Source organism: Lelliottia sp. 489 (assembly GCF_050435885.1).
Taxonomy (GTDB): domain Bacteria; phylum Pseudomonadota; class Gammaproteobacteria; order Enterobacterales; family Enterobacteriaceae; genus Enterobacter; species Enterobacter nimipressuralis.
Map to the genome: position 1 here is coordinate 1 of NZ_JBNDLC010000010.1, position 26,123 is coordinate 26,123.

At 55.4% G+C, this 26,123-nt stretch carries 21 protein-coding genes and 1 riboswitch; of the genes, 8 read left to right on the forward strand and 13 right to left on the reverse strand.

Annotation, left to right across the window (positions count from 1 at the left end):
* Positions 1-221 precede the first annotated feature (221 nt).
* Positions 222-1,073: a glutamate racemase gene (murI, locus tag ABIE11_RS20500; RefSeq protein WP_429185301.1), complete on the reverse strand. Its 852-nt coding sequence runs from the start codon at positions 1,071-1,073 to the stop codon at positions 222-224.
* On the reverse strand, positions 1,018-2,871 hold the full coding sequence (btuB, locus tag ABIE11_RS20505) for a TonB-dependent vitamin B12 receptor BtuB (protein WP_429185302.1): 1,854 nt from the start codon (positions 2,869-2,871) through the stop codon (positions 1,018-1,020). Before btuB ends, murI begins: the two co-directional genes overlap by 56 nt.
* A 66-nt stretch (positions 2,872-2,937) precedes the next feature.
* A riboswitch (cobalamin riboswitch) is annotated at positions 2,938-3,114 on the reverse strand.
* Positions 3,115-3,218: 104 nt separating this feature from the next.
* Here btuB and trmA point away from each other — a divergent pair.
* Positions 3,219-4,319 carry a tRNA (uridine(54)-C5)-methyltransferase TrmA gene (trmA, locus tag ABIE11_RS20510; RefSeq protein ID WP_429185303.1) on the forward strand — a complete coding sequence of 367 codons (1,101 nt, stop codon included), beginning with the start codon at positions 3,219-3,221 and terminating at the stop codon, positions 4,317-4,319.
* A gap of 83 nt (positions 4,320-4,402) precedes the next feature.
* Here trmA and ABIE11_RS20515 read toward each other — a convergent pair whose 3' ends face one another.
* Entirely contained in the window at positions 4,403-4,762 is a 360-nt protein-coding gene (locus ABIE11_RS20515) for a YijD family membrane protein (RefSeq protein ID WP_100778403.1), read from the reverse strand.
* Complete coding sequence (fabR, locus tag ABIE11_RS20520; protein ID WP_123429959.1) at positions 4,762-5,406, reverse strand: HTH-type transcriptional repressor FabR; 645 nt, start codon at positions 5,404-5,406, stop codon at positions 4,762-4,764. Before fabR ends, ABIE11_RS20515 begins: the two co-directional genes overlap by 1 nt.
* 195 nt (positions 5,407-5,601) lie before the next feature.
* Here fabR and sthA point away from each other — a divergent pair, with 195 nt between their 5' ends.
* A complete protein-coding gene (gene sthA, locus ABIE11_RS20525) occupies positions 5,602-7,002 on the forward strand; it encodes a Si-specific NAD(P)(+) transhydrogenase (RefSeq protein ID WP_100778401.1) in 1,401 nt (466 codons plus the stop codon).
* Here the strand turns inward: sthA and oxyR are convergent.
* From oxyR to argC, 4 genes are all read right to left on the reverse strand, one after another.
* Positions 6,985-7,902, reverse strand: coding sequence for a DNA-binding transcriptional regulator OxyR (oxyR, locus tag ABIE11_RS20530; protein WP_095283927.1), 918 nt, complete (start codon positions 7,900-7,902; stop codon positions 6,985-6,987). The two genes, sthA and oxyR, sit on opposite strands and share 18 nt — an antisense overlap.
* Positions 7,903-8,195: 293 nt before the next feature.
* Entirely contained in the window at positions 8,196-9,569 is a 1,374-nt protein-coding gene (gene argH / locus ABIE11_RS20535; protein WP_100778400.1) for an argininosuccinate lyase, read from the reverse strand.
* A 113-nt stretch (positions 9,570-9,682) separates the two neighbouring features.
* Entirely contained in the window at positions 9,683-10,459 is a 777-nt protein-coding gene (gene argB / locus ABIE11_RS20540) for an acetylglutamate kinase (RefSeq protein ID WP_095283929.1), read from the reverse strand.
* A 6-nt stretch (positions 10,460-10,465) separates the two neighbouring features.
* The gene (argC, locus tag ABIE11_RS20545; RefSeq protein WP_429185304.1) at positions 10,466-11,470 is read right to left on the reverse strand and encodes an N-acetyl-gamma-glutamyl-phosphate reductase; all 1,005 of its coding nucleotides are present in this window, start codon (positions 11,468-11,470) and stop codon (positions 10,466-10,468) included.
* Positions 11,471-11,558: 88 nt separating this feature from the next.
* Here argC and argE point away from each other — a divergent pair, with 88 nt between their 5' ends.
* From argE to ABIE11_RS20560, 3 genes are all read left to right on the forward strand, one after another.
* Positions 11,559-12,710 carry an acetylornithine deacetylase gene (argE, locus tag ABIE11_RS20550; protein WP_100778398.1) on the forward strand — a complete coding sequence of 384 codons (1,152 nt, stop codon included), beginning with the start codon at positions 11,559-11,561 and terminating at the stop codon, positions 12,708-12,710.
* Positions 12,711-12,968: 258 nt separating this feature from the next.
* Positions 12,969-15,620: a phosphoenolpyruvate carboxylase gene (gene ppc, locus ABIE11_RS20555; RefSeq protein ID WP_100778397.1), complete on the forward strand. Its 2,652-nt coding sequence runs from the start codon at positions 12,969-12,971 to the stop codon at positions 15,618-15,620.
* Positions 15,621-15,714: 94 nt separating this feature from the next.
* A complete protein-coding gene (locus tag ABIE11_RS20560) occupies positions 15,715-16,563 on the forward strand; it encodes a helix-turn-helix transcriptional regulator (protein WP_429185305.1) in 849 nt (282 codons plus the stop codon).
* Here ABIE11_RS20560 and ABIE11_RS20565 read toward each other — a convergent pair.
* Genes ABIE11_RS20565 through ABIE11_RS20585 form a run of 5 tightly spaced genes read right to left on the reverse strand, consistent with a single transcriptional unit; the run spans position 16,550 to position 21,509 of the window.
* The gene (locus tag ABIE11_RS20565) at positions 16,550-16,906 is read right to left on the reverse strand and encodes a PTS fructose-like transporter subunit IIB (RefSeq protein WP_100778395.1); all 357 of its coding nucleotides are present in this window, start codon (positions 16,904-16,906) and stop codon (positions 16,550-16,552) included. The two genes, ABIE11_RS20560 and ABIE11_RS20565, sit on opposite strands and share 14 nt — an antisense overlap.
* Position 16,907: 1 nt before the next feature.
* Positions 16,908-17,783 carry a [formate-C-acetyltransferase]-activating enzyme gene (locus ABIE11_RS20570; protein ID WP_429185307.1) on the reverse strand — a complete coding sequence of 292 codons (876 nt, stop codon included), beginning with the start codon at positions 17,781-17,783 and terminating at the stop codon, positions 16,908-16,910.
* Positions 17,749-20,043 (reverse strand): formate C-acetyltransferase, encoded by a 2,295-nt coding sequence (locus ABIE11_RS20575; RefSeq protein WP_429185308.1) that lies wholly within the window; start codon positions 20,041-20,043, stop codon positions 17,749-17,751. Before ABIE11_RS20575 ends, ABIE11_RS20570 begins: the two co-directional genes overlap by 35 nt.
* 51 nt (positions 20,044-20,094) lie before the next feature.
* A complete protein-coding gene (locus ABIE11_RS20580; protein WP_100778392.1) occupies positions 20,095-20,415 on the reverse strand; it encodes a PTS fructose-like transporter subunit IIB in 321 nt (106 codons plus the stop codon).
* Positions 20,416-20,429: 14 nt separating this feature from the next.
* Positions 20,430-21,509, reverse strand: a complete 1,080-nt coding sequence (locus ABIE11_RS20585; protein WP_100778391.1) for a PTS fructose transporter subunit EIIC — start codon at positions 21,507-21,509, stop codon at positions 20,430-20,432.
* Between the two features lie 314 nt (positions 21,510-21,823).
* Between ABIE11_RS20585 and ptsP the strand changes: the two genes are divergently transcribed.
* The 3 genes from ptsP to gldA are packed head-to-tail and all read left to right on the forward strand — an operon-like array spanning position 21,824 to position 26,118.
* Positions 21,824-24,325 carry a phosphoenolpyruvate--protein phosphotransferase gene (ptsP, locus tag ABIE11_RS20590; protein WP_429185310.1) on the forward strand — a complete coding sequence of 834 codons (2,502 nt, stop codon included), beginning with the start codon at positions 21,824-21,826 and terminating at the stop codon, positions 24,323-24,325.
* A 14-nt stretch (positions 24,326-24,339) separates the two neighbouring features.
* Entirely contained in the window at positions 24,340-25,002 is a 663-nt protein-coding gene (gene fsa, locus ABIE11_RS20595) for a fructose-6-phosphate aldolase (RefSeq protein ID WP_429185311.1), read from the forward strand.
* 12 nt (positions 25,003-25,014) lie between these two features.
* Positions 25,015-26,118 (forward strand): bifunctional L-1,2-propanediol dehydrogenase/glycerol dehydrogenase, encoded by a 1,104-nt coding sequence (gene gldA / locus ABIE11_RS20600; protein WP_429185312.1) that lies wholly within the window; start codon positions 25,015-25,017, stop codon positions 26,116-26,118.
* The last annotated feature ends 5 nt before the right edge of the window (positions 26,119-26,123 follow it).

Sequence of the window (26,123 nt, forward strand, 5' to 3'; positions counted from 1 at the left end):
CTCACCGTTGCGAGGTCCCGTATAATACGTTTTCCTCATTCAGAGTCAAGCGTTTAATTTCGCTTTTCGCTGTCGGCGTTCATCGCTGAACCCCTTCTGTCCCGGCGGCTTGCGTGCCGTTGTTCCGTGTCAGTGGAGGCGCATTATAGGGAGTTCTCAGACGTTGACAACCCCTCTTTTAAAAAAAACTTTCAACCGCCTTTTTTTTGTTCAAAACCGTGCTACAGCGCCAGTTTTTCGAGCCTTTCAAAGCCATATCGGCGTAAGACGGGTAAAAGTTGCTCAGTCTCAGAGGTGAGCGCCATACAGAAAGCAATATTCTTGTCACTGGATTTGGCATCTGGCGCTTCATGTTCAAGCAGCCACGCGGTGCGTCGGGCAATCGCGGCACCGGAGTCGACCAGACGTGTGCCTTCCGGCAAGACCTCAAGCAGCTCGTCCTGTAATAGCGGGAAATGCGTGCAGCCCAGCACAACCGTATCCGGTGGTTCAGCCATTCGTAGCCATGGACGCAAAATGCGACGCAGCTCCTCCAGCGGCACCGGATGACCATGCAGCTTCGCTTCGGCCATCTCCACCAGTTCGGCTGAGCCGAGCATGGCAATCGAGCATTCGTTAGCGAAGCGGTCAATCAGCTCACGCGTATAAGGACGCTTTACCGTCCCGCGCGTCGCCAGCAGGCCGACGATACCGTTCGCCGTCAGACGAGCCGCAGGCTTAATCGCCGGCACCACGCCCACAACGGGGAACGGGAATTTTTCGCGTAATGCAGGAAGGGAAACGGTGCTTGCGGTATTACAGGCAATCACGGCCAGCGCTAAGGGATAACGCTGTTGGACGGCAGTGACGATTTCCAGGACACGCTCAACGATAAAGTCTTCGCTCTTTTCCCCATAAGGAAAAGCGACGTTATCGAAAGCATAGATGTAATGAAGATCCGGCAGAAGATGCCGAATCTCATCGTAGACCGAAAGCCCACCGACGCCGGAGTCAAACACCAGCACGGTGGGTCGTGGATCAGAAGGTGTAGCTGCCAGACAAGGTGTATTCCCGTCCTGCAGTTTGGTAGCCATAAACTGTCTCGTAATCTTTATCGAACAGGTTAGCTATTTTACCACGAACTGTCAGATGTGAGGTGACAGGATATGAAACTGCGACATCCCACAGACTTACGCCACCCATTTTCACACGTTCAGACGTATAGGTATTGGGATCGTATGCCACATCATAACGCGTGCCCAGATAGCGGTAGGCCAGATTCCAGTCGAGATCCCATACCTGCCAGTCCAGCTGATACTTAACCTGCTGTTTAGAACGACGGGCCAGCACTTCGTTAGTTTTAGCGTTACGGGGATCCACATAATCATAGGAAATCTGATGCCCCACCAGGCCAGTGTCGAACTGCGCTGTGGCTTCGATACCTTTAATACGGGCTTCGTCGACGTTGTAGTAACGATACGTGTGCGGATCGCTGCTGATCAGGTTATCAATATCATTACGATAACCTGTAACACGCCAGTTTACCGGTCCCGTCAGACCTTCAAAGCCTCCTTCCCACTGCTTACTCTCTTCCGGTTTAAGGTCCGGATTCCCGTAAGTCGCGCTGTGGATCTGGCTCATTGTTGGGGCTTTATACGCCGTACCGTAAGAGGCAATAGCGCGGTAACCATCAATAAACTCCCACGCCGCACTGGTTTGCCAGGTACCGTGATTACCAAAGTTAGAGTTATTGTCATTACGCGCAGCCGCTTCAAGCGTCACGCTATTGAACTGCTGCATAGCAGACAAGAACACACCGGTATTACGTTGCTCGTAACCTTTATCCAGATAACCCGTTCCCGCCTGGGTTTTTTGTTTCTGCCAGTCCAGACCCGCACCGATATTACCGTGGCCGACTTGAACATGATTCAGCCATTGAGTGGTGTACTGCTTCACATCGTCAGTCGTTGCCGAATCCGCGTAACGTCCTTTTTTCGGATCATAATTCTGATCTTTACTGCGGCCATACCCCGCCACCAGTTGAGACTGGAAAATCCCCTGGTTATAACGCAGGCCCGTATCCCAGTTTTGACTGTAGAGCTGGCGTGTATCTGGTCTTCCGTCGATCATGAAATTGGCATCATAGTGATCATAACCGTCATACGCGGTACGGTTGTCATAGCCAAAGCCACGGAAGAAGCCGCTCACGCTGTCGGTGATTTGCTGCTCCACGGAGCCGTACAGAGACTTACTCATAAAACCGTCGCGATCTGGCTGATGCGGTGCATCCTGCGCATCAATATCAAAACCGCGGGTATAGGTATAGTTGCCCGCAAGGGTGACTTTGGTTTTATCGAAGCGCTGCTGGAATGAACCGTCGTAAGACTGATAGCCCTTCGACCCCACGCCCGCAGAGATCTCACCGCCAGGCTGATCGCGTCCGGTGATAATGTTGATTACGCCGCCAATCGCATCGGAACCATACAGCGCGGACCGTGGACCGCGAATGTACTCAAGACGTTGGATAAGAGAAGTAGGGATTTGGCTAAGATCGGCGACGTTACTGATCCCGGCGTTGTTCAGCGGGATGCCGTCAATCAGCACCAGAACGTGACGTGATTCCGTACCGCGTATAAAAGTAGAAGCGTTTGCCCCCATGCCGCCGCTTTGGGCGATATCCACACCCGGCAGGCGCTGCATGACTTCAACGACGCTCTTGGCCTGCCAGCGTTCGATATCTTCACGGGTCACCACCGACGTCGGCGCCAGAACGGTATTTGCCGGTTGCTCAAAACGGTTTGCTGTCACCACCAACGAGTCAGCGCTTTCCTGCGCCCAGCCCGAAAAAGCCGTGACGGAAAGCGCCGTCATCAGCGATACTTTTTTAATCATTGTTAAAGCATCCACAATATAAGAAGGATGCCGCAGGCGTCATCTATAGCACGCGATGATGAAACCAAATGCGACGTAACACCGGCAGGTCTTCGGGCTTGGTGGCGTGTGTGGATGAAGACTTCCCACTCGAAAGCAGTGTCTACAACATTCATCCCGCCAGTCTTTACCGCTGCGCGTCAGCTCCAGATTTACACTGGATTCCCTTTTCACTTACAGGAGACCGGAAACAGAATGCTACAATTAGAAACGTATGGATGTCCAGACAGCTATGCATGATTAAATCTGGACATCCCCTGTACAGTGCTTACAATCCCCGCGAAATTGTTTACCACTCAGGATGCATCATGACCCCCGAACTCCTCCCGACAGAACAGTACGACGCGCAGCTGGCAGAAAAAGTGGTCCGCCTGCAAAGTATGATGACGCCTTTTGCGGCGCCCGTTCCCGAGGTGTTCCGCTCGCCGGTCAGTCATTATCGCATGCGCGCTGAATTCCGTATCTGGCATGACGGCGACGATTTGTACCACATCATTTTCGATCAGCAGACCAAGTCCCGCATCCGCGTAAACAGCTTCCCGGCCGCGAGTGAATTAATTAACCAATTAATGACGCTGATGATTGAAGGCGTACGTGAAAACCCGATTCTGCGCCACAAATTGTTCCAGATTGATTACCTGACCACGCAAAGCAACCAGGCGATCGTCTCACTGCTCTATCACAAAACCCTGAATGATGAATGGCGTCAGGAAGCGGAAGCGCTGCGCGATGCGCTGCGTGCCCAGAATATCAATGTGCATCTGATTGGCCGCGCCACCAAAACCAAAATTATGCTCGATCAGGACTATGTGGATGAACGTCTGCCGGTGGCCGGGAAAGAGATGATCTATCGCCAGGTCGAAAACAGCTTCACGCAGCCGAATGCGGCGATGAACGTGCAGATGCTGGAGTGGGCGCTGAACGCCACCGAAGGGGCAACGGGTGATTTGCTCGAGCTATACTGCGGGAACGGCAACTTCTCCCTCGCGCTGGCGCGCAACTTCGAGCGCGTTCTGGCCACCGAAATTGCTAAACCCTCCGTCGCGGCAGCGCAGTACAACATCGCGGCGAACCACATTGATAACGTGCAAATTATCCGTATGGCAGCCGAAGAGTTTACGCAGGCGATGAACGGCGTGCGTGAATTTAACCGCTTGCAGGGAATCGATCTGAAGAGCTACCAGTGCGAGACGATTTTCGTCGATCCACCGCGCAGCGGGCTGGACAGCGAAACCGAGAAGATGGTGCAGGCCTATCCGCGTATTCTTTACATCTCCTGCAATCCAGAGACGCTGTGTAAGAATCTGGAAACGTTAAGCCAGACGCACAAGGTTGAACGTCTGGCGTTGTTCGATCAGTTCCCGTACACGCACCACATGGAGTGCGGCGTACTGTTAACGGCGAAGTAAAATCTCGTAGGCCGGATAAGCGAAACGCCATCCGGCTTTTTTTCGGCAGGTGGCGCTACGCCTGTCTGCCCTACAACATCCCGTTATTCATGGATTTGATGCTTACGGTTACGCATCTTAATACCAATCCAGAACACCAGCGCCACAGACAGTACCGCAGGCAGGAAGTTAGAGCCGATATCCGGATATTCCGCGCGCACCACGGTGCTATACAGCAGAACGCCCAGGATAAAGAACGCGGCAGCCAGGCCCGGTAAACCTACCGGCATGGTACGGTTCTGATAGCGCTGATGCAGGCAGTAAACCGTCAGCACCAGGGCGATAAGCGGGAAGATCGAAAACGGCACAATCGAGCTGAACACGGCTGCAAATGTTCCGTTAATAGATAAGCCAGCGATCAATGCCAGCAACAACGTACCTTTATCCTGACCTGACTGTTTCATTACTCACCTTCGTCGATGTGATGCGCCGACTTTTCTTGTTCCCGGCGGTACCAGTAATACGCCCCTTTGGAAATCATCCTCAGCTGTAATACCAGTCGCTCTTCGAGTTGCTTGCGTTGTTCAACGCCAACATCCAGTGCTTCGGCACCCGCACTGAAAACAATGGTCACCATCGCCTCGGCCTGCGCTTCCGTGAAGGCGCGTGGCATATGGTTTTCGATTTCGAGATAGTCGGCAAGTTCCGCAATAAAATGCTGAATTTCACGCGCAACGGCGGCACGAAACGCGGCAGATGTCCCCGAACGTTCGCGCAATAACAGTCGAAACGCGTTGGGATTGTTGCCGATAAATTCCATAAAAGTTGAAACGGACGTGCGGATCACGCTGCCGCCTTTGGCGATACGCTGACGCGCCTGGCGCATAAGCTGGCGCAGCATCAGGCCGCTCTCATCCACCATGGTCAGACCCAGCTCATCCACATCACGAAAATGACGATAAAAGGACGTTGGCGCAATCCCGGCCTCGCGTGCGACTTCGCGCAGGCTCAAACTGGCAAAACTTCGCTCAGCACTCAGTTGACTAAATGCCGCTTCCACCAGCGAACGCCGGGTTTTCTCTTTTTGTTGTGCTCTTACGCCCATCACAATAGTTGAATCCTTCCAAAGGCCTTCAGGCACTATACCAGAGAATAAAATTAATCTGTTTGCATCACTTTGTGAATGATTGTTTACGCGAGGTTGTGCTCCACAGCTCGAAAAGAGCACAACGATAATTGGGTTATCCTGCTAATGATGTTACTATTCTGTTGCTTTTATGTATAAGAACAGGTAAGCCTTGCCATGCCACACACCTACGATTACGACGCAATAGTTATTGGTTCCGGCCCCGGCGGCGAAGGCGCTGCTATGGGACTGGTGAAACAGGGAGCCAGAGTAGCGGTCATCGAGCGCTACCATAATGTTGGCGGCGGTTGCACCCACTGGGGCACCATCCCTTCTAAAGCCCTCCGCCACGCCGTTAGCCGCATTATTGAATTTAACCAGAACCCTCTTTACAGCGACCATTCCCGACTTCTTCGTTCTTCCTTTGCCGACATCCTCAACCATGCTGATAACGTCATTAATCAGCAAACGCGGATGCGCCAGGGGTTTTACGAGCGCAATCACTGCGAAATTTTGCAGGGCGACGCGCACTTTGTTGACGAACACACGCTGGCGCTGAAGTGTCATGACGGTTCCGTCGAGACGATTACCGCCGAGAAATTTGTCATCGCCTGCGGCTCACGCCCGTACCATCCGACTGACGTCGATTTCTCTCATCCGCGCGTCTACGACAGCGACTCGATTCTGAGCCTGCACCACGAACCGCGCCACGTGCTCATCTACGGCGCAGGGGTGATTGGCTGCGAATATGCGTCGATCTTCCGTGGAATGGACGTCAAAGTCGACCTGATCAACACCCGCGACCGTCTGCTGGCGTTTCTCGATCAGGAGATGTCCGACTCCCTCTCCTACCACTTCTGGAACAGCGGCGTGGTTATTCGCCACAACGAAGAGTACGAGAAAATCGAAGGCTGCGATGACGGTGTGATCATGCACCTGAAATCCGGGAAAAAGCTCAAAGCCGACTGCCTGCTGTATGCCAACGGGCGTACGGGTAACACCGATTCGCTGGCGCTGGAAAACATCGGTCTTGAAACGGACAGCCGTGGTCAGCTGAAGGTCAACAGCATGTACCAGACTGCCTTACCGCATATCTACGCGGTGGGGGATGTGATTGGTTATCCGAGCCTGGCTTCCGCCGCTTACGACCAGGGCCGCATCGCTGCACAGGCGCTGGTGAAAGGCGAAGCGACTGCGCATCTGATCGAAGATATTCCAACCGGGATTTACACCATTCCGGAGATCAGCTCGGTGGGCAAAACCGAACAGCAGCTGACGTCAATGAAGGTGCCTTACGAGGTGGGTCGTGCGCAGTTCAAGCATCTGGCTCGGGCGCAAATCGTGGGAATGAGCGTGGGAACGCTGAAGATTTTGTTCCATCGCGAGACGAAAGAGATCCTCGGGATTCACTGCTTCGGTGAACGCGCGGCGGAAATCATTCATATCGGTCAGGCCATCATGGAGCAAAAAGGTGGCGGTAACACGATTGAGTACTTCGTTAACACCACCTTTAACTACCCGACGATGGCAGAAGCCTATCGGGTAGCAGCGCTGAACGGTTTAAACCGCCTGTTTTAACGCACCGTCAAAGTGGCCATCCATCGAACTGCGGATGGCCTCTGCCAGCTGCTCATAGCGGCTGCGCAGCGGTGATCCTGGACGATAGACCAGACCAATGGTACGACGCGGCTCAGGTTTAATACACGGCAGATAAACCACACCATCGCGTTTGCGCTCGCGCGGTACGGCCAGCGCAGGCAGCAGTGTAATACCACTTCCCGCCGCCACCATATTGCGCAGCGTTTCCAGGCTGGTTGCACGGAAATGGGTATCTTCATCCGCACCCGCTTCAAAGCAAAAGCCCATCGCCTGATCGCGCAGACAGTGACCATCTTCGAGCATCAGCAGCTTTTCACCCGCCAGATCGGACATCGGCACGCGATCGCGGTTCGCCCAAGGGTGATCCTCATAGATCGCCAGCATCATCGGCTCATCAAACAGCGGCACTTCGATAAAGGCTTCGCTCTCTTTGACCAGCGCCAGAATGGCACAGTCGAGCTTACCGCTATCCAGCTGCGCCAGCAGTTGATGGGTCTGGGCTTCGTGCAGATACATTTCGAGTTTCGGGAAGGTCTGGTGCAGCATCGGGATAATTTGCGGCAACAAATAGGGGCCAACGGTAGGGATCAGGCCAATGTGCAGCGGGCCGGACATGGCTTCCCCCTGCTGGCTTGCCATTTCCTTGAGCACTTTGACCTCGCGCAGCACGGTGCGCGCCTGATCCACCAGCAGCAAACCGGCCTGGGTGAACAGCACTTTACGACTGGTACGTTCCAGCAGCATCACGCCCAGCTCATCTTCCAGCTTGCGGATCTGACCGCTCAGGGTCGGCTGGCTGACGTGGCAGGAATCTGCCGCGCGGCGAAAATGACGATGCTCAGCTAACGCTACCAGGTATTCAAGATCACGAATATTCATTATTCATCCTCCGTCGCCACGATAGTTCATGGCGATAGATAGCATAGCAACGAACGATTATCCCTATCAAGCATTCTGTTGAATAATACACCACATAGACGAGGCGGTGACTGTTTGACCCTTGAAGCACCGCCGCGTTATACGAGTTTCTCTCAAAACTCGAACAACTAAAGCCAACGTGAACTTTTGCGGACCCTGTGTCCGCTTTTTTTTTGCATAAAAAAAGCCCGGCAAACGCCAGGCCTGATTTTTATTGGCCGGGTAAGCGCTGCGCCACCCAGCAATGTACCGACTTAAATCAGCCGATCTTTCGCATCCGCAATCGCCTGCGCCACCTGCTTCGGCGACACACCGCCTTTCGCCGCACGCTTATCCAGGCAGGATTGCAGCGCCAGAATCGGATAGACGTCATCGCCAATCACCGCACTGAATTTCTGCAGATCGGCAAGCGTAAGATCTTCCAGCGGCTTGCCCTGACGAATCGCCTCAACCACCGCTTCGCCCACAATATGGTGCGCCTCACGGAACGGCACGCCTTTCGCGACCAGATAATCCGCCAGCTCCGTAGAGTTCGCGTAGCCCTGCTGCGCCGCTTCCTGGCAACGCGGACGTTTCACCTGAATACCGTCCAGCACCAGCGCGCCCATGTGCAGGCAGTCGAGCCAGGTATCGAGAGCATCGAACAGACCCTCTTTATCTTCCTGCATGTCTTTGTTGTAGGCCAGTGGCAGTCCTTTCAGCGTCATCATCATGCCGGTCAGCGCGCCCTGCACGCGACCACATTTACCCCGGATCAGCTCCAGCGCATCCGGGTTTTTCTTCTGCGGCATCAGGGAAGAACCGGACGTCACGCGATCAGACAGCTCAACAAACCCGGCTTCACCGGAGTTGAAGAAAATCAGATCTTCGGCAAAGCGCGACAGATGCACCATGCCAATGGACGCATTCGACAGCAGCTCCAGCACATGGTCGCGATCGGAAACGCTGTCCAGGCTGTTACGGGTGGCAGAAGCAAAGCCCAGCCAGCCGGCCAGCTGTTCACGGTCGATTTCATACGCCGTGCCGGCCAGCGCGCCGCTGCCCAGCGGGCTGACGTCCAGACGCTTCAGGGTATCCTGCAAACGGCTCTCATCGCGCGCCAGCATTTCAACATAGGCCAGACACCAGTGAGCAAACGTCACCGGCTGCGCGCGCTGCAGGTGGGTATAACCCGGCATCACCGCGTCCTGATTGTGATGCGCGGTTTCCACCAGCGCACTCTGCAGCTGGCGATTCGCCGACAGCAGCTCCACAACAGTGTCTTTACACCACAGCTTCAGGTCAGTTGCGACCTGATCGTTACGGCTACGCCCGGTGTGCAGCTTTTTACCCAACTGGCCGACTTTGTCGATCAGTTTGCCTTCCACCCAGCTATGAATATCTTCAGCATCGCTCTCGAGGATCTGCTGCGGATTCAGGCGCACCTCTTCCAGCAGATTGTTCAGCGCCTCTTCGAGTTGCACTTGTTCGTCTGCCGTCAGCACGCCAACGGTAACCAGCGCTTTAGACCAGGCCACAGAGCCGACGATATCCTGTTCGGCCAGGCGGTAGTCGAAGCGCAAAGAGTCGTTGAACTGTTTAAAACGCTGATCCGCTGCCTGTGTAAAACGCCCACCCCAAAGTGCCATAACATGCTTCCTTAAATTCGGTTAGTTCTGTCGGGTCGCGCTGCGCTTACCCGACCTGCAATCATCAATACTCTTTTTTTGCCCGGTAACGCTACGCTTACCGGCACAAAATATTAGGCCAGAATACGTGTACCAATCGGCGTGCCGTTAAACAGCGCGGGCAATTGTTCCGCGTGACGCCACGAGGCAATATCGACCGGGCGACCCAAAGTGCGAGCGGCATCCAGCGCGGCATTCACCTTCACAATCATGCCGTCGGTAATAATGCCCTGGTCGATCAACTGCTCAGCCTTCGCCGCCGTCATCTCGGCAATACGCTGGCCTTTTCCATCCAGAATCCCGCTCACATCGGAGAGCAGAATCAGATCCGCGCCCAGCGTCGCCGCCAGCGCCGTGGCCGCCTGGTCGGCATTCACGTTCATCAGTTGTCCCTCTTCGGTCACTCCGATAGAGCTTACAACCGGCAGGAAACCGCCTTCCAGCAGGGTGTTAATCAGCTTAGGTGAACCCGGCTGCGCCAGTCCAACATGGCCCAGTTCTTCGTCGAGCTGGGTCACATTTACGCTATCACCGTCGCCCAGATACAGACCCACGGAGGCGATATGGTGTTTCTTTGCCCACGCCAGCAGCGTTTTGTTTGCGGTTCCCGCCAGCGCGCCGGTAATGATGTCGATCTGATCGGCTGGCGTCACACGCAGGCCGTTTTTCTTCTTCACCGGCAGATTCAGCCCTTTCATCAGCTCATCCACCACGCAGCCGCCGCCGTGCACAATCACCAGCGGACGTTGGTGTGATTCACGATAGTTCACCAGTGCAGTAAACAGACGCTCCAGCGCTTCTTCGCTGTCCAGCAGTACACCACCGAGTTTGATAATTAATGGATTCATCATCACACCTTAAATAAGAGACTGCGTTTCGGCGTAGCCAAAACGAATGTTTGCGCACTGCACCGCCTGGGCGGCAGCGCCTTTGAGAAGGTTATCTTCTGCAGCCACCACGATCAGGTGCTCGCCCTGAACGGCAAAACCGATATCGCAGAACGGCAGGCCGACCACGTTTTTCAGTGCCGGGACACCTTTGTCATACAGACGCACCAACGGTTTATCGGCATAAGCCTGATTAAAGGCTTCGGCTACCTGATCTTTGGTCACGCCCGGTTTCAGACGGCAGGTGATGGTTTCCAGAATCCCGCGCGGGAAGTTGCCCAGATGCGGGGTGAAAATCACTTCCGCGCCCAGGTGTGTGGTGATTTCCGGGTGATGACGGTGGTTGAACACGCCATACGGCTGCAGGCTCACTTCGCAGAAGCTGTTGGAAATGGCCGCCTTACGCCCGGCACCGCTGACGCCACTGGTGGCGTTGATCACAGGCCACTGATTGAGATCCAGCAGACCTGCGTCGATCAAAGGTTTAAGAGAAAGCTGTGCCGCCGTTGGATAGCATCCCGGAACGGCAATCAAATTGGCTTCTTTCAGCTTATCCGCGCTCCACTCCGCCAGACCATAAACCGCTTTTTTAAGCAGATCCGGATGCTGGTGAGTAAAGCCGTAATATTTTTCATAAAACGCACTGTCTTTAACGCGGAACGCGCCGGAGAGATCGAAAACCACACAGCCGGCCGCCAGGAACTGCGGTGCCAGGTCGTGGCTAACTTCGTGGGCGGTGGCCAAAAACACCACATCCACACCGTCGGTAAACTCGCTGATGTCGGACATCGGCTGCAACGGCAAATCCACGATTCCCTTAAGCTGCGGATGCAAATCAGAAATTAATTTTCCCGCATCATTGCTTTGCGCTGATACGGTCAAAGCGGTTATGGTCATATGAGGATGGCGATTCACGTAGCTCACAAGCTCTGCGCCCGCATAACCGCTAGCGCCCACAATCAGCGTATTCAACATCGGGTTCCTTTACGATCAACGTTAGTGTATTTTTATTCACATTTAGTGCATGAATATTGATACTATCACGACCTAAGGTATGTCAACAATGAAAATGAATTTACCACCCTTTATCGAGATTTACCGCGCCCTGATTGCCACGCCGTCCATCAGTGCGACCGAAGAAGCGCTCGACCAGAGCAATGAGTCTTTAATCAATTTACTGGCTGGCTGGTTTAGCGAACTCGGGTTTAAGGTGGAAGTTCAACCCGTTCCAGGAACCCGCAATAAATTCAACCTGCTCGCCAGTACCGGCGAGGGTGCTGGCGGCCTGCTGCTGGCCGGACATACGGATACCGTTCCCTTTGATGATGGCCGCTGGACGCGCGATCCCTTCACCCTGACCGAGCACGACAACAAGCTCTACGGTCTGGGCACGGCGGATATGAAAGGCTTCTTCGCCTTTATTCTTGATGCCCTGCGTGACGTGGATGTGAAAACCCTGAAAAAGCCGCTCTATATTCTGGCCACCGCCGATGAAGAGACCAGCATGGCGGGTGCGCGCTATTTTTCGGAGAACACCGCCCTGCGCCCGGATTGCGCCATTATCGGTGAACCGACCTCACTGCAACCGATTCGCGCCCACAAAGGCCATATCTCTACCGCCGTGCGCGTGATGGGCCAGTCCGGCCACTCCAGCGATCCCGCTCGTGGCGTCAACGCCATCGAACTGATGCATGATGCGATTGGCCGTATCATGCAGCTGCGCGACTCCCTGAAAGAGCGCTATCACCACGACTCGTTTACCGTACCGTACCCAACGCTGAACCTGGGCAGTCTGCACGGTGGTGACGCCTCCAACCGCATCTGCGCTTGCTGCGAACTGCATATGGATATCCGCCCGCTGCCGGGCATGACCTTAAGCGATCTGGATGGCCTGCTGACGGAAGCACTGGCCCCTGTGAGCGAGCGCTGGCCGGGCCGTCTGACCATTTCCGAGCTGCACCCGCCGATCCCTGGCTACGAATGCCCGCCGGACCACCAGCTGGTGCAGGTGGTCGAAAAACTGCTCGGCGCGCAAACCGATGTGGTGAACTACTGCACCGAAGCGCCGTTTATCCAGACGCTGTGCCCGACACTGGTGCTTGGCCCGGGTTCCATTAATCAGGCTCACCAGCCGGATGAATACCTGGAAACCCGCTTTATTAAGCCGACACGCGAATTAATTACCCAGGTTGTGCATCATTTCTGCTGGCACTGACATTTCTTTTTGAGTGCCCTCTTCCGCCAGGAGAGGGCACCAAAACGCATGATCCTCGTCACATTCTCATAAGCATCTCTTATCTGACGCGAAGCGAATTAAATTTCGTAAATTGCCCACATTTATTCGTTTGCTGAACCGTTTTCGCAGCAATTGACGGCAGGGGGTTTACGTGGCTTTATAAAGGGAGATGACAAATAAATGTCCAAAAGATTTCTGAATGGGCATAAACAAAAATGATGGGGTGACTGGGTTTTTATGAACGAACAATATTCCGCGTTGCGTAGTAATGTCAGTATGCTCGGCAAAGTGCTGGGAGATACCATCAAGGACGCGCTGGGAGAGAACATTCTCGACCGCGTTGAAACCATCCGTAAGCTGTCCAAATCCTCCCGTGCAGGAAATGAAGCGAACCGCCAGGAGCTGCTCACCACCTTGCAGAACCTGTCCAACGACGAGCTGCTGCCCGTCGCGCGCGCGTTCAGCCAGTTCCTGAACCTGGCTAACACCGCCGAGCAATACCACAGTATTTCGCCGAAGGGCGAAGCTGCCAGCAACCCGGAAGTGATTGCCCGCACGCTCAGAAAACTCAAAGACCAGCCCGATCTCAACGAAGAGACCATCAAAAAAGCGGTGGAATCCCTCTCCCTGGAACTGGTGCTCACTGCCCACCCGACCGAGATCACCCGTCGTACGCTTATCCACAAAATGGTGGAAGTGAACAACTGCCTGAAGCAGCTTGATAACAAAGACATTGTCGATTACGAACGCAACCAGCTGATGCGCCGTCTTCGCCAGCTGATTGCCCAGTCCTGGCACACGGATGAAATCCGTAAGTACCGTCCAAGCCCGGTTGATGAAGCCAAATGGGGCTTCGCAGTCGTGGAAAACAGCCTGTGGGAAGGTGTGCCAAACTACCTTCGCGAGCTAAACGAACAGCTCGAAGAGAATCTGGGCTATCGCCTGCCGGTGGATTTTGTGCCGGTGCGCTTCACCTCCTGGATGGGTGGCGACCGCGACGGCAACCCAAACGTCACCGCTGAAATCACCCGCCACGTCCTGCTGTTGAGCCGCTGGAAAGCTACCGACCTGTTCCTGAAAGATATTCAAATCCTGATTTCTGAGCTGTCGATGGTTGAAGCGACGCCAGAGCTGCTGGAACTGGTCGGCGAAGCGGGCGCCAGCGAGCCGTATCGTTACCTGATGAAAAACCTGCGCAGTCAGCTGATGGCGACCCAAGCCTGGCTGGAAGCGCGCCTGAAAGGCCAGCGTCTGCCGAAACCGGCGGGACTGCTCAGCCAAAACGAACAACTGTGGGACCCGCTCTACGCCTGCTATAAATCACTACAGGCATGCGGAATGGGCATCATCGCCAACGGCGAGCTGCTCGATACCCTGCGCCGCGTGAAGTGTTTCGGCGTGCCGCTGGTACGTATCGACGTGCGTCAGGAAAGCACCCGCCACACCGAAGCGCTGGGCGAGCTGACCCGCTATCTCGGCATTGGCGATTACGAAAGCTGGTCTGAAGCCGACAAACAGGCCTTCCTGATCCGCGAGCTGAACTCAAAACGCCCTCTTCTCCCGCGCAGCTGGGAGCCGAGCGAAGAGACCAGCGAAGTGCTCAACACCTGTAAAGCGATCGTTGATGCGCCAAAAGGATCTGTCGCCGCCTATGTGATCTCCATGGCGAAGACTCCATCCGACGTGCTGGCCGTGCATTTGCTGTTAAAAGAAGCCGGTATTAGCTTTGCGCTGCCGGTGGCTCCGCTGTTTGAAACTCTCGACGACCTGAATAACGCCAACGACGTGATGACCCAGTTGCTGAACATCGACTGGTATCGCGGCTTTATTCAGGGCAAACAGATGGTAATGATTGGCTATTCCGACTCTGCAAAAGACGCGGGCGTAATGGCGGCCTCCTGGGCGCAGTACCAGGCGCAGGACGCGCTGATCAAAACCTGCGAAAAAGCGGGTATCGAATTAACGCTGTTCCACGGACGCGGCGGCTCTATCGGTCGCGGCGGCGCACCAGCGCACGCGGCACTGCTTTCGCAGCCGCCGGGCAGCCTGAAAGGCGGCCTGCGTGTCACCGAGCAGGGCGAGATGATCCGCTTTAAATATGGCTTGCCGGAAGTGACCATCAGCAGCCTGTCGCTCTACACCAGCGCGATTCTGGAAGCGAACCTGCTGCCACCACCGGAGCCAAAAGACGCATGGCGTCATATCATGGACGAGCTGTCAGATATCTCCTGCGATCTGTACCGTGGCTATGTGCGTGAAAACAAAGATTTCGTCCCGTACTTCCGCTCAGCAACGCCTGAACAGGAGCTGGGCAAACTGCCGCTCGGTTCACGTCCTGCGAAACGCCGCCCAACCGGTGGCGTAGAGTCTCTGCGCGCCATTCCATGGATCTTCGCCTGGACGCAAAACCGTCTGATGCTGCCTGCCTGGCTGGGCGCCGGTGCGGCGCTGCAAAAAGTGGTCGAGGACGGCAAGCAAAGCGAGCTGGAAACCATGTGCCGCGACTGGCCGTTCTTCTCCACCCGTCTGGGCATGCTGGAGATGGTGTTCTCCAAAGCCGACCTGTGGCTGGCGGAATACTACGATCAGCGCCTGGTCAAACCGGAGCTGTGGGGCCTGGGTAAAGAGCTACGCGAGCTGCTGGAAGGCGACATTAAAGTCGTGCTGGATATCGCCAACGACTCGCATCTGATGGAAGATTTACCCTGGATTGCCGAGTCCATCCAGCTGCGCAACATCTACACTGACCCACTGAACGTATTGCAGGCAGAACTGCTGCACCGTTCCCGTCAGGCAGAAGAAGCTGGCAAAGAGCCAGACCCACGCGTGGAACAAGCGCTGATGGTCACCATCGCGGGCGTCGCTGCGGGCATGCGTAACACGGGCTAATCTCTGTTTTACGCTCATCAGGCCACACCATGTGTGGCCTTTTTTTATGCTTGCAGGTAAGGTTTTCTCTTTGGTCAACACGGAAGGAAATGCCATGCAGCAAGATATCAGCCTGATCCTGGCCGAATTGATTGAAGGCCCGGCATCCCTGCGGAAAGTGCATTTTGCTAACCCCGCGACTCCCGCACCAGAGCTGGCGCTGCAGGTTGATTTCCCACGTCTGGAGATTGTGCTGGAAGGCTCCGTGAAAGACGTATCGACCGGAGTTTTGCAGGCTCAGGATGTCTTATATATCCCGGCAGGCGGCTGGAACTCGCCGCAATGGCAACAACCCGCAACCGCGTTAAGCATTCTGTTTGGCAAACAACAGCTTGGTTTTAGTCTGGTGCAGTGGGATGGCATAGCCCTGCGCAATCTGGCGAAACAGCACGTTGCACGCCGAGGCCCGCGTATTGGCTCATTCCTGCTGCAAACATTGCATGAAATGCAGATGCAGCCACAGGAGCAGCAAACAGCCAGGCTGATTACCTTGAGCCTGCTCAGCCATTGCACCGACCTGCTCGGCAGCCAGATCCAGACCGCTTCACGCAGCCAGGCCCTGTTTGGCGCCATTCGTGACTATATTGATGAGCACTACGCGTCGCCGCTGACCCGTGAATCCGTCGCGAAAGCGTTCTACATCTCACCCAACTATCTTTCGCATCTTTTCCAGAAGACAGGCGCGGTGGGATTTAACGAATATCTGACGCATACCCGGCTCGAACATGCTCGCCGGTTGCTGAAGGGGTATGATTTGAAGGTCAAAGAGATCGCACACAGCTGCGGGTTTATTGACAGTAACTATTTTTGCCGACTGTTCCGCAAAAATACGGAACGCTCGCCGTCTGAGTATCGCCGCCAGTACCACAGCCAGCTCACCGGAAAGTCGGTTAATCCAAAATAAGCTGGGTATGTTGCGGGGCAGACAGCAGTTTACGTACGGCAACCATCACCTTCTGCGGATCGCGTAAGAACGCATTGATGCCGCATTTCACATAGCGACACTGCTCGAATCGCTCCACGCCAGCCAGTTCAATATCCGTAATGAGCAGAACCACTTCCGCCTGACGAATGTCCTCTTCTGTCAGTTCGCATTCAATGCCCAGAGCACCCTGGGTTTCGATTCGAATGTTCCACTTTTCCTGGTGGCAGAGCTTTTCCAGCCGTTCAGCTGCCATGTAAGTATGGGCGACACCGCTTACACAGGCGGTCACTGCGACAATTCGGTGTTCCGCGATAGCGGCCATATTAACCTCCAACGGTTACCAAAAATCCTGCACGCTCGGCCATCTGTCGCACCCGGGCGATATCCTCTTCCGTCGGTACAGCCACCTGGCTCATGGTCCACGCGTGTCCGAGCAGCCGATATTTCGGCTCGCCGTACTGATGGAAGGGCAACAAATGCAGTTGCCGTATTTTTGAGGGTATCAGAAATGCCAGTACGCGATTCATATTCGTCTCACTCAGCGTATAGCCGGGGATGAGCGGCACGCGTGGGATCACGTTGATCCTCTCTTCCACCAGACGCAGCAGATTATCCAGCACCCTCGGTAGATTCATATTTATCACGGTTTTCGCCTGGTCTGAATCCATGATTTTCAGATCAAACAGCACTTCATCGCACTGCTTCGCCAGGGGTAAAAGGCGGGAAAGCGGCGCATCGCCTGCGGTTTCAATGGCGGTATGAACTCCCCACCGACGCAGCCGTTGCAATAGCTGAGTGGCAAAGGGGGCTTGCATTAACACCTCACCGCCGGAGAGCGTCACACCACCGCCGGAGGAGCGAAAGAAGACCTCATCTTTCATCACCTCGCGTTCAAGTTCTTCAAGCGTAACATCGCGACCAATGTGCTCAAACGCACCGGAAGGGCATTCGGCAACATCTCGCAAGCAGGGTGCGCAGTGCAGACATTTGCTCTCCCTGCGCACGGTCTCGATCTTTGGCGAGATGGATTCCGGATTCGCGCACCACGGGCAGGAGTGGGGACAGCCTTTGAAAAAGACCACCGTGCGGATGCCCTGCCCATCATTCAGGGAGTAGCGCTGGATGTTAAAAATACGCGCCTGGTCAGCGCGTGTTTCTATCATTTCACAGCTGATGCGCGGTACGGCGGATAATGTCATCCTGAATCTCCTTCGACAGCTCAACAAAGAAGGCACTGTACCCGGCGACGCGGACCACCAGCCCGGCAAAATCCTGCGGGCGTTGTTGCGCTTCGCGAAGCGTATCCGCATTCACCACGTTGAACTGAACATGCTGTAATTTCAGCTGGGTGAATGCACGCAGGAAATCGGCCAGTTTTTGTAACCCTGCGTCGCCTTCGAGCGTGGCTGGCGTGAATTTCACATTCAGCAGCGTGCCATTAGAGAGCAGATAGTTATCCAGCTTACTCACAGATTTCAGCACCGCCGTCGGGCCCTGCATGTCCTGGCCGAGCATCGGCGACAGGCCGCCGTCCGCCAGCTGCTCACCGGCAAAACGCCCATCCGGCGTGGCTCCAACGACAGCACCGAGCGGCACGTGGGCTGAGACGGTATAAGATCCCGGCGTGAATTGCCCCCCGCGCGGATTACGATACTTTTCGACCTCTTTGCAGTAGTGGCGCAGGAGTTCAGCGCTGATATTGTCGACCTCGTCGATATCATTGCCGTATTTTTCGAAGCGATGGATAAGCCGCGCACGGACCTTTTCCCCCTCGGGCGTCGCGAAGTTCGCTTTGAGTACCGCCAGCAGTTCATCAAAACTTAAGCGCTGCTGCTCAAACACCAGCCCTTTTAAGGCATGAAGCGAATCACTCAGATTGGCGATCCCAATACCCTGTACGCCGGAGAAGTTATACCGTGCCCCGCCTTCGGTGATGTCCTTGCCGTTATCAAGACAGTCGCTGATAAAGGAAGAAAGCAGCGGAACCGGTGCCCAGTCGCGATGGCCAATGTCGCAGATATTGCTGCCTTCGACCATTAACGCAATGTAGTGGTTAATTTTGGTGCGGATATGTTCCAGCAATTCGTCATAACTCAGCGCCGTATTGCCTTCGTTCTCCTGCATCGCAATTTCCATGACCTTCAGCAGGTTAAACATGGCGATATCGTGCAGACCATAGGTTTTACCCGGAATCGATAACTCAACGCAGCCGACAACCGCGTAATCGCGCGCATCTTCCAGCGACACCCCGCGATTCAGGAAAGCGGGCACCACCACCTCGTCATTGAAAATCTGCGGAATACCGGTGCCCAGACGAATAGTTTCCGCCGTTTTGAGCAGGAACGGCCTGTCGATAAACTCATTGACGCGAACGCCCAGGTTCGGCTGCGGTAACTGGATACTCTGATAGGCATCGAGGCAGAGGAATGAGAGCACGTTGACCGCGCTGCGGCCATTTTCCGTCAGACCGCCCAGCAACGCGGTGTAGCCCGTCGGGAATCCGGCAAAATAGCGGGCGCTGCTGGTCGAGCGCAACAGCACCACGTCGTTGCATTTCACCCACAGAGATTCTAATAACTCTTTAAGGAACGCCGCATCTTCGCCCTGGCTCAGTGAGGCCTGATAAAACGGCAGCATGTACTGATCGAAGCGGCCAATAGAGAGCGAACTGGCGTTAGATTCATACTGCAAAATGACGTTCATGTACCAGAACAGCTGACACGCCTGCCAGAAGCTTTTTGGCTTGTATTGGGCGTTGTGGCGCGAGTTTGCAGCGATGGCCAACAGCTCCTGTCGACGCGGTTCATCATAGTGTTCAGCCATCTCTTCCGCCAGCGCCGCATAGCGCAGGATATGGCGCTGCGAGGCTTCAAGCAGCAGCAGCGCGGCCTGGTAAAATGCATTCTGCGGCTCGCGCTGACAGTGCTCATTCATCTCAGCCACCAGAGCACCCAGCCCGTTGTTCAACAGACGCGGGTAATCAATGATGATGTGCCCCTGGCCTTTATCCGTCTGGTTAACGCTGAAAATCTGCGTGCTCACCGCCGCTTTGACCTCTTCCGTCATCTGGCTATTGATGAAATCCTTCATCGACCGCTTTTCCCAGTACGGATAAAGCACGTCGCGGTAGAGGCGTTTGTCTTCTTCGCTGATATTAAAGCGATCCTGCGGGCGAGTGGAGAACTGCTCCAGCTCTTTCAGCAGCCAGTACGGGTCCATTTCGGGCGACATAATCCCGGCGCGCGGTTTCACCGTGCGGTTACCGGCAATCAGTTCATCATCACGAATCGCGATCTCAACGTGGTCGAGAATATACGCCGTCGCTTTTGCCCGACGCAGAATGACCGGTTCGCCTTCCGTCTGCTGATGGCTTTCGGTGTAGAGCAGCGCACGTTCAAGCGAGATTTCACGTGGGCTGGCGAACAATGCGTCTTTCAGGCGCTGAATACGATTCGTCATGATTAAACTCCAGTAACTGAAAACAAGCCCGCCCCGAAGGGCGGGAAGAGGTCAGGCGGTTTGCGCCAGGTGGGCATCAATTTTGTTCATGATGGCTTCTGCGCGTTTGACCGCATCACTGATGTTGACGCGCACAATGGTTTTTCCGGCGAAGCGCTCTTCAAACTTAATGCCGATATCTTTGGTCAGGATGACCATATCCGCTGCGGCAACGTCTTCAGCCGTCAGTTCATTTTCGAGGCCGATAGACCCCTGGGTTTCGACTTTGACTTCCCAGCCTTTGGCTTTAGCGGCGCTTTCCAGCGCTTCGGCGGCCATGTAGGTGTGGGCAACGCCAGACGGACACGCGGTGACTGCAATAATTCGGGCCATATTTTCTTCCTCACTCAGTTAATTTCGAAATCCAGATCCAGGTCGTCTTCCTTCTCTTCGACCTGTTTCGCGTTCTTACGCGCAATGCTTTTCAGTACGTTGACGCTGACCGCCGTGACCACGGCCCCCACGGCAACGGCCGCGATATACCCGAGCTTGCCTTCCACTACGGGCAGCACAATCAGGCCGCCCCACCCGGCATAACATTGCGCGCCAAATACGGCTGCTGTGACTGCACCGCAGGCTGAGCCAAGCATGATGGAAGGAATGACGCGCAGCGGATCGGCAGCGGCAAAAGGTATTGCCCCTTCCGTCACGCCCACGCAGCCCATCACCAGCGCGGCTTTACCCGCTTCGCGCTCTTCTGCGTTGAAATTCTTGCGGTTGATCAGCGTCGCCAGCCCCAGTCCTAATGGCGGTACGCAGATCCCAACCGCCGCGATAGCCACCACGGTATAAACCCCCTGCGCCACGCAAATCAGCATGAACGCGTAGGCCACCTTATTGATAGGACCACCCATGTCGAAGGCCAGCATGAGTCCCATGATGACGGCGAGTACCACGATGCTGCCCTGCTGCATGCCTTGCAGCCACTGCGTTAATCCGGTAGTGAGTGCGCCAACAGGCTCACCGAGGCCCCACATCATGATGCCGGCGGTGATAAAGGTGCCGATGATAGGGATGATGAAAATCGGCATGACCGAGCGAAGCACTTTCGGCACTGGCAGTTTCTTCAGGTAGAAGACGACGATGCCGCCGAGGATCCCGGCGATGATGGCGCCGAAGAACCCTGCGCCGAAGCTGTTACCGACCCATGCTGCGATAGCGCAGGGGGCGAGCGCCGCGCGTTCGGCAATGGAATAACCGATATAGGCCGCCAGGAAAGGCACCATCAGCGTTAAGCCTGCCACGCCAAGATCGAACAGTTTTTTCAGATTGGGATCGGTGGCCGCGTCCGGAACAGCGCCTTTGCCATAGAGCATGACCGAAACGGCCAGCAAAATACCGCCTGCGACGACGAAGGGGATCATGTGCGACACCCCTGTCATCAGATGCTGCCGCGTGTTCTTGAGAATATGCATCAACTCTTTCATGTGTCGCTCCCGGGCTTTCGCTCGCCTATATCCATAAAGATGTTGTGGCAACAATAGGCAATCGGAAAGCGGGCTGACAGTGGACAAAAAGGGCATTTGCTGGATTTTTGTAATACAGAAAGAAAAATGCGATCCGCCTCGAAATTTCCACCCTCCTTCAAAAAGCGCAAAAACAGTGAACCTGTGAGTCAAATCTCACTTTTCGCCGGACATTACATTTGTCCAGCGTTTGGCAGTTTTGTCACATGGCGCGTCTCACCGTCGCGCTCGTATGCTTTCCACTAATAGTGATTTTGGTTTTCAGGAGTGTGCGTATGACCCAGGTTGTAGATTTTGTCTGTGATTTGCCCAATGGCGTACATGCACGCCCGGCAAGTCATGTTGAAACGCTGTGCAATACTTTTACCTCGCAGATTGAGTGGCACAATCTGCGCAGCGATCGGAAAGGCGATGCCAAAAGCGCGCTCGCCCTGATCGGCACCGATACTCTGACGGGTGATGCCTGTCGCCTGGTGATTACCGGTGCAGATGAACAGCATGCCTATCAGCGCCTGGCCCAGTGGCTAAAAGAGGAGTTTCCCCACTGTGACGCTCCCCTCGCCGCCACGATTAGCACCGACCTCGACCCGCTACCGGAATCCCTGACTCGCCTCAACCCGACGCTCTTTCGCGCCCTGCCCGTATGCAGCGGCAGCGATCGCGGCGTGCTTACACTGCTGACTTCGCTGGATCTCAACGCGTTAACGTCACTCCCTGACGACCGAGGCGCGGAGGAAGAACAATCTTCACTGGATAAAGGTCTGACGCTGCTGGTGAAAAGCATTGAGCTGCGCGCGCTGGATAGCGACAGCACCGCAAGCGCCATTCTGGAAGCCCATCGCTCGCTGGCGACGGACACCTCACTGCGTCAGCATCTTCTTGCAGGCGTCAATCAGGGGCTAAGTTGCGCACAGGCGGTTATCGCCACGGCAAATCATTTCTGCGCTGAGTTTTCGCGCTCCAGCAGCAGTTATTTACAGGAGCGCGTACTGGACGTACGCGATGTCTGCTATCAACTCTTACAGCAGATTTACGGCGAGGAGCGCTTTCCGGCACCGGGTCAGCTGACGCAACCGTCCGTCTGTCTGGCAGACGACCTCACGCCGGGCCAGTTCCTGGAGCTGGATAAAACCCTGCTGAAAGGCCTGCTGCTGAAAAGCGGCGGCACCACTTCCCACACGGTGATTCTGGCGCGTTCGTTTAACATCCCAACGCTGGTGGGCGTCGACAGCGATAGCCTGCTGTCATGGCGCGATCAATCGGTGTTTATTGACGGCAATGCCGGTGCCATCGTGGTGAATGCCAGCGAGGCGGTTGCCCGTTATTACCAGCAGGAAAAGGCCGTGCAGGAGCAGCTTCGCGAACAACAGAGCGTCTGGCTCGATCGCGAAGCGAGAACCGCGGATGGTTTGCGCATTGAAATTGCCGCCAACATTGCCCATTCGGCAGAAGCGCAGGCCGCCTTTGGCAATGGCGCTGAGGGAGTTGGCCTGTTCCGCACCGAAATGCTGTACATGGATCGCGCCTGCGCGCCCTGTGAAAACGAGCTGTACAACATTTTTTGTCAGGCTCTGGAAAGTGCAAACGGGCGGAGCATCATTGTGCGCACCATGGATATCGGCGGTGATAAACCCGTTGAGTATCTTAATATCCCGGCGGAGAACAACCCGTTCCTCGGCTATCGCGCCGTCCGTATTTACGAAGAATATTCCGCGCTGTTTACCACTCAGCTCAGGGCGATCCTTCGCGCGTCTGCGCATGGCAGCCTGAAGATCATGATCCCGATGATCTCCTCGATGGAAGAGATCCTGTGGGTGAAGGAAAAACTTGCTGAAGCCAAACAGCAGCTACGTGCCGAACATATTCCGTTTGAGGAGAAAATCCCCCTCGGCATCATGCTGGAAGTGCCGTCAGTGATGTTCATCATCAACCAGTGCTGCGAAGAGATTGATTTCTTTAGTATTGGCAGTAATGACCTGACGCAGTACCTGCTGGCGGTCGACAGGGATAACGCCAAAGTGACCCGCCATTACAACAGCCTGAATCCGGCATTTCTGCGGGCGCTCGATTTCGCCGTGCAGGCCGTGCATCGTCAGGGGAAATGGATTGGTCTTTGCGGTGAACTCGGGGCAAAAGGCTCTGTGCTGCCACTGCTGGTCGGGCTGGGGCTGGATGAACTTAGCATGGGCTCGCCGTCGATTCCGGCGACCAAAGCGCGTCTGGCACAGCTGGACAGCCGCGCGTGTCGTCAGTTACTCAATCAGGCGATGGCATGCCGCACGTCTCTTGAAGTGGAGCATCTGTTAGCGCAGTTCCGTATGAATCAGCAGGACACCCCGCTGGTCACGCCGCGCTGTATTTCTCTTGATAACGACTGGGTTAGCAAAGAAGAGGTCATGAAGGGCATGACCGACAAGCTACTGCTGGCCGGGCGTTGCCGCTATCCGCGCAAGCTGGAAGCCGATTTATGGGCGCGGGAAGCCGTTTTCTCGACCGGTCTTGGTTTCAGCTTTGCCATTCCGCACAGCAAATCTGAGCACATTGAGCAATCCACCATCAGCGTCGCGCGGCTGAAAGCCCCCGTCCACTGGGGCGATGAAGAGGCGCAGTTCATCATTATGCTGACCCTCAACAAACACGCCGCGGGCGATCAGCACATGCGTATTTTCTCGCGTCTGGCGCGCCGCATCATGCACGAAGATTTCCGCAACGCGCTGGTTAATGCCAGCTCCGAAGAGGCCATCGCGGTCCTCCTGCAACGTGAATTAGAACTGTAAACAGAGGAAGAGTCATGGAACTGTATCTTGATACCGCCAACGTGGCGGAAGTTGAACGTCTGGCCCGTATTTTTCCGATTGCTGGCGTGACCACCAATCCCAGCATTGTCGCCGCCAGCCGCGAGTCTCTCTGGGAAGTGCTGCCGCGCCTGCAAAAAGCCATCGGGCCGGAGGGCACCCTGTTTGCACAAACGATGGGCCGTGATGCCGAAACCATGGTGGCCGAAGCCAAACGTCTGAGCAACGTACTGCCGGATATCGTGGTCAAAATCCCTGTCACCGCGGAAGGGCTGGTCGCAATCAAAGCGTTGAAAAAAGAAGGTATTACGACTCTCGGCACCGCCGTTTACAGCGCGGCGCAGGGTTTATTGGCCGCGCTGGCTGGAGCGAAATATGTCGCGCCATACGTTAACCGCGTCGATGCCCAGGGCGGCGACGGGATTCGCATGGTGCAGGAGCTGCAGTCCCTGCTGGAACTGCATGTCCCCGACAGCAAAGTGCTGGCCGCCAGCTTCAAAACGCCGCGTCAGGCTCTCGACTGCCTGCTCGCCGGATGTGAGGCGATCACACTTCCTTTAGATGTAGCGCAACAAATGCTCGGCACGCCAGCGGTAGAGTCAGCAATAGAGAAGTTCGAGCACGACTGGAAAAACGCGTTTGGTAACCTCAATCTCTAAAGGAGAAACGTTATGGACCGTATCATTCAATCACCGGGAAAATACATTCAGGGCGCGGATGTTCTCACCCGCCTTGGTGACTACCTGAAACCGCTGGCCGCGCGCTGGCTGGTTGTCGGTGATAAATTCGTTCTCGGCTTTGCCGAAGTGACGCTGCGTCAAAGCTTCAAAAATGCTGAACTGCATGTCGAAATCGCCCCGTTTGGCGGCGAATGCTCCCAGACGGAAATCGATCGTCTGCGCAAGCTGGCAAAAAGCGCCGATTGCCAGGCCGTTTTAGGTATTGGCGGCGGGAAGACGCTGGATACGGCCAAAGCGCTCGCCCACTTTATGGATGTGCCGGTCGCTATCGCGCCGACCATTGCCTCAACGGATGCACCGTGCAGCGCCCTTTCAGTCATCTACACCGACAGCGGCGAGTTCGATCGTTACCTGATGCTGCCGCACAATCCGAATATGGTTATCGTCGACACCAAAGTCGTGGCCGGTGCGCCAGCCCGCCTGTTAGCGGCAGGGATCGGCGATGCGCTGGCAACCTGGTTCGAAGCACGCGCCTGCTCCCGCAGCGGCGCCACCACTATGGCGGGCGGGAAATGTACCCAGGCCGCACTGGCTCTGGCCGAGCTGTGCTACAACACGCTTATTCAGGAAGGCGAAAAAGCGATGCTCGCCGCCGAACAGCATGTCGTGACACCCGCCCTTGAGCGCGTGATCGAAGCCAACACCTATCTGAGCGGCGTGGGCTTTGAGAGCGGCGGATTAGCCGCAGCACATGCGATCCACAACAGTCTGACGGCCATCCCTGATGCGCACCACTATTACCACGGTGAAAAAGTCGCGTTTGGCACCCTCACCCAGCTGGTGCTGGAAAATGCCTCGGTTGAGGAGATCGAAACGGTGGCCGCGCTGTGCCATAGCGTCGGATTGCCGATCACGCTGGCACAGCTGGATATCAAAGAGGATATTCCGGGCAAAATGCGTCTGGTGGCAGAAGCGTCATGCGCAGAAGGCGAGACGATTCACAATATGCCTGGCGGTGTAACGCCGGATCAGGTGTACGCTGCACTGCTGGTTGCCGATCAGTACGGGCAGCGTTTTTTACATGAGTGGGAGTAATTCCT

Bases quoted from the DNA above. Each gene is read 5' to 3' on its own strand.
- murI (WP_429185301.1), bottom strand. From the start codon at position 1,073: ATGGCTACCAAACTGCAGGACGGGAATACACCTTGTCTGGCAGCTACA.
- btuB (WP_429185302.1), bottom strand. From the start codon at position 2,871: ATGATTAAAAAAGTATCGCTGATGACGGCGCTTTCCGTCACGGCTTTT.
- trmA (WP_429185303.1), top strand. From the start codon at position 3,219: ATGACCCCCGAACTCCTCCCGACAGAACAGTACGACGCGCAGCTGGCA.
- ABIE11_RS20515 (WP_100778403.1), bottom strand. From the start codon at position 4,762: ATGAAACAGTCAGGTCAGGATAAAGGTACGTTGTTGCTGGCATTGATC.
- sthA (WP_100778401.1), top strand. From the start codon at position 5,602: ATGCCACACACCTACGATTACGACGCAATAGTTATTGGTTCCGGCCCC.
- oxyR (WP_095283927.1), bottom strand. From the start codon at position 7,902: ATGAATATTCGTGATCTTGAATACCTGGTAGCGTTAGCTGAGCATCGT.
- argH (WP_100778400.1), bottom strand. From the start codon at position 9,569: ATGGCACTTTGGGGTGGGCGTTTTACACAGGCAGCGGATCAGCGTTTT.
- argB (WP_095283929.1), bottom strand. From the start codon at position 10,459: ATGATGAATCCATTAATTATCAAACTCGGTGGTGTACTGCTGGACAGC.
- argC (WP_429185304.1), bottom strand. From the start codon at position 11,470: ATGTTGAATACGCTGATTGTGGGCGCTAGCGGTTATGCGGGCGCAGAG.
- argE (WP_100778398.1), top strand. From the start codon at position 11,559: ATGAAAATGAATTTACCACCCTTTATCGAGATTTACCGCGCCCTGATT.
- ppc (WP_100778397.1), top strand. From the start codon at position 12,969: ATGAACGAACAATATTCCGCGTTGCGTAGTAATGTCAGTATGCTCGGC.
- ABIE11_RS20560 (WP_429185305.1), top strand. From the start codon at position 15,715: ATGCAGCAAGATATCAGCCTGATCCTGGCCGAATTGATTGAAGGCCCG.
- ABIE11_RS20565 (WP_100778395.1), bottom strand. From the start codon at position 16,906: ATGGCCGCTATCGCGGAACACCGAATTGTCGCAGTGACCGCCTGTGTA.
- ABIE11_RS20570 (WP_429185307.1), bottom strand. From the start codon at position 17,783: ATGACATTATCCGCCGTACCGCGCATCAGCTGTGAAATGATAGAAACA.
- ABIE11_RS20575 (WP_429185308.1), bottom strand. From the start codon at position 20,043: ATGACGAATCGTATTCAGCGCCTGAAAGACGCATTGTTCGCCAGCCCA.
- ABIE11_RS20580 (WP_100778392.1), bottom strand. From the start codon at position 20,415: ATGGCCCGAATTATTGCAGTCACCGCGTGTCCGTCTGGCGTTGCCCAC.
- ABIE11_RS20585 (WP_100778391.1), bottom strand. From the start codon at position 21,509: ATGAAAGAGTTGATGCATATTCTCAAGAACACGCGGCAGCATCTGATG.
- ptsP (WP_429185310.1), top strand. From the start codon at position 21,824: ATGACCCAGGTTGTAGATTTTGTCTGTGATTTGCCCAATGGCGTACAT.
- fsa (WP_429185311.1), top strand. From the start codon at position 24,340: ATGGAACTGTATCTTGATACCGCCAACGTGGCGGAAGTTGAACGTCTG.
- gldA (WP_429185312.1), top strand. From the start codon at position 25,015: ATGGACCGTATCATTCAATCACCGGGAAAATACATTCAGGGCGCGGAT.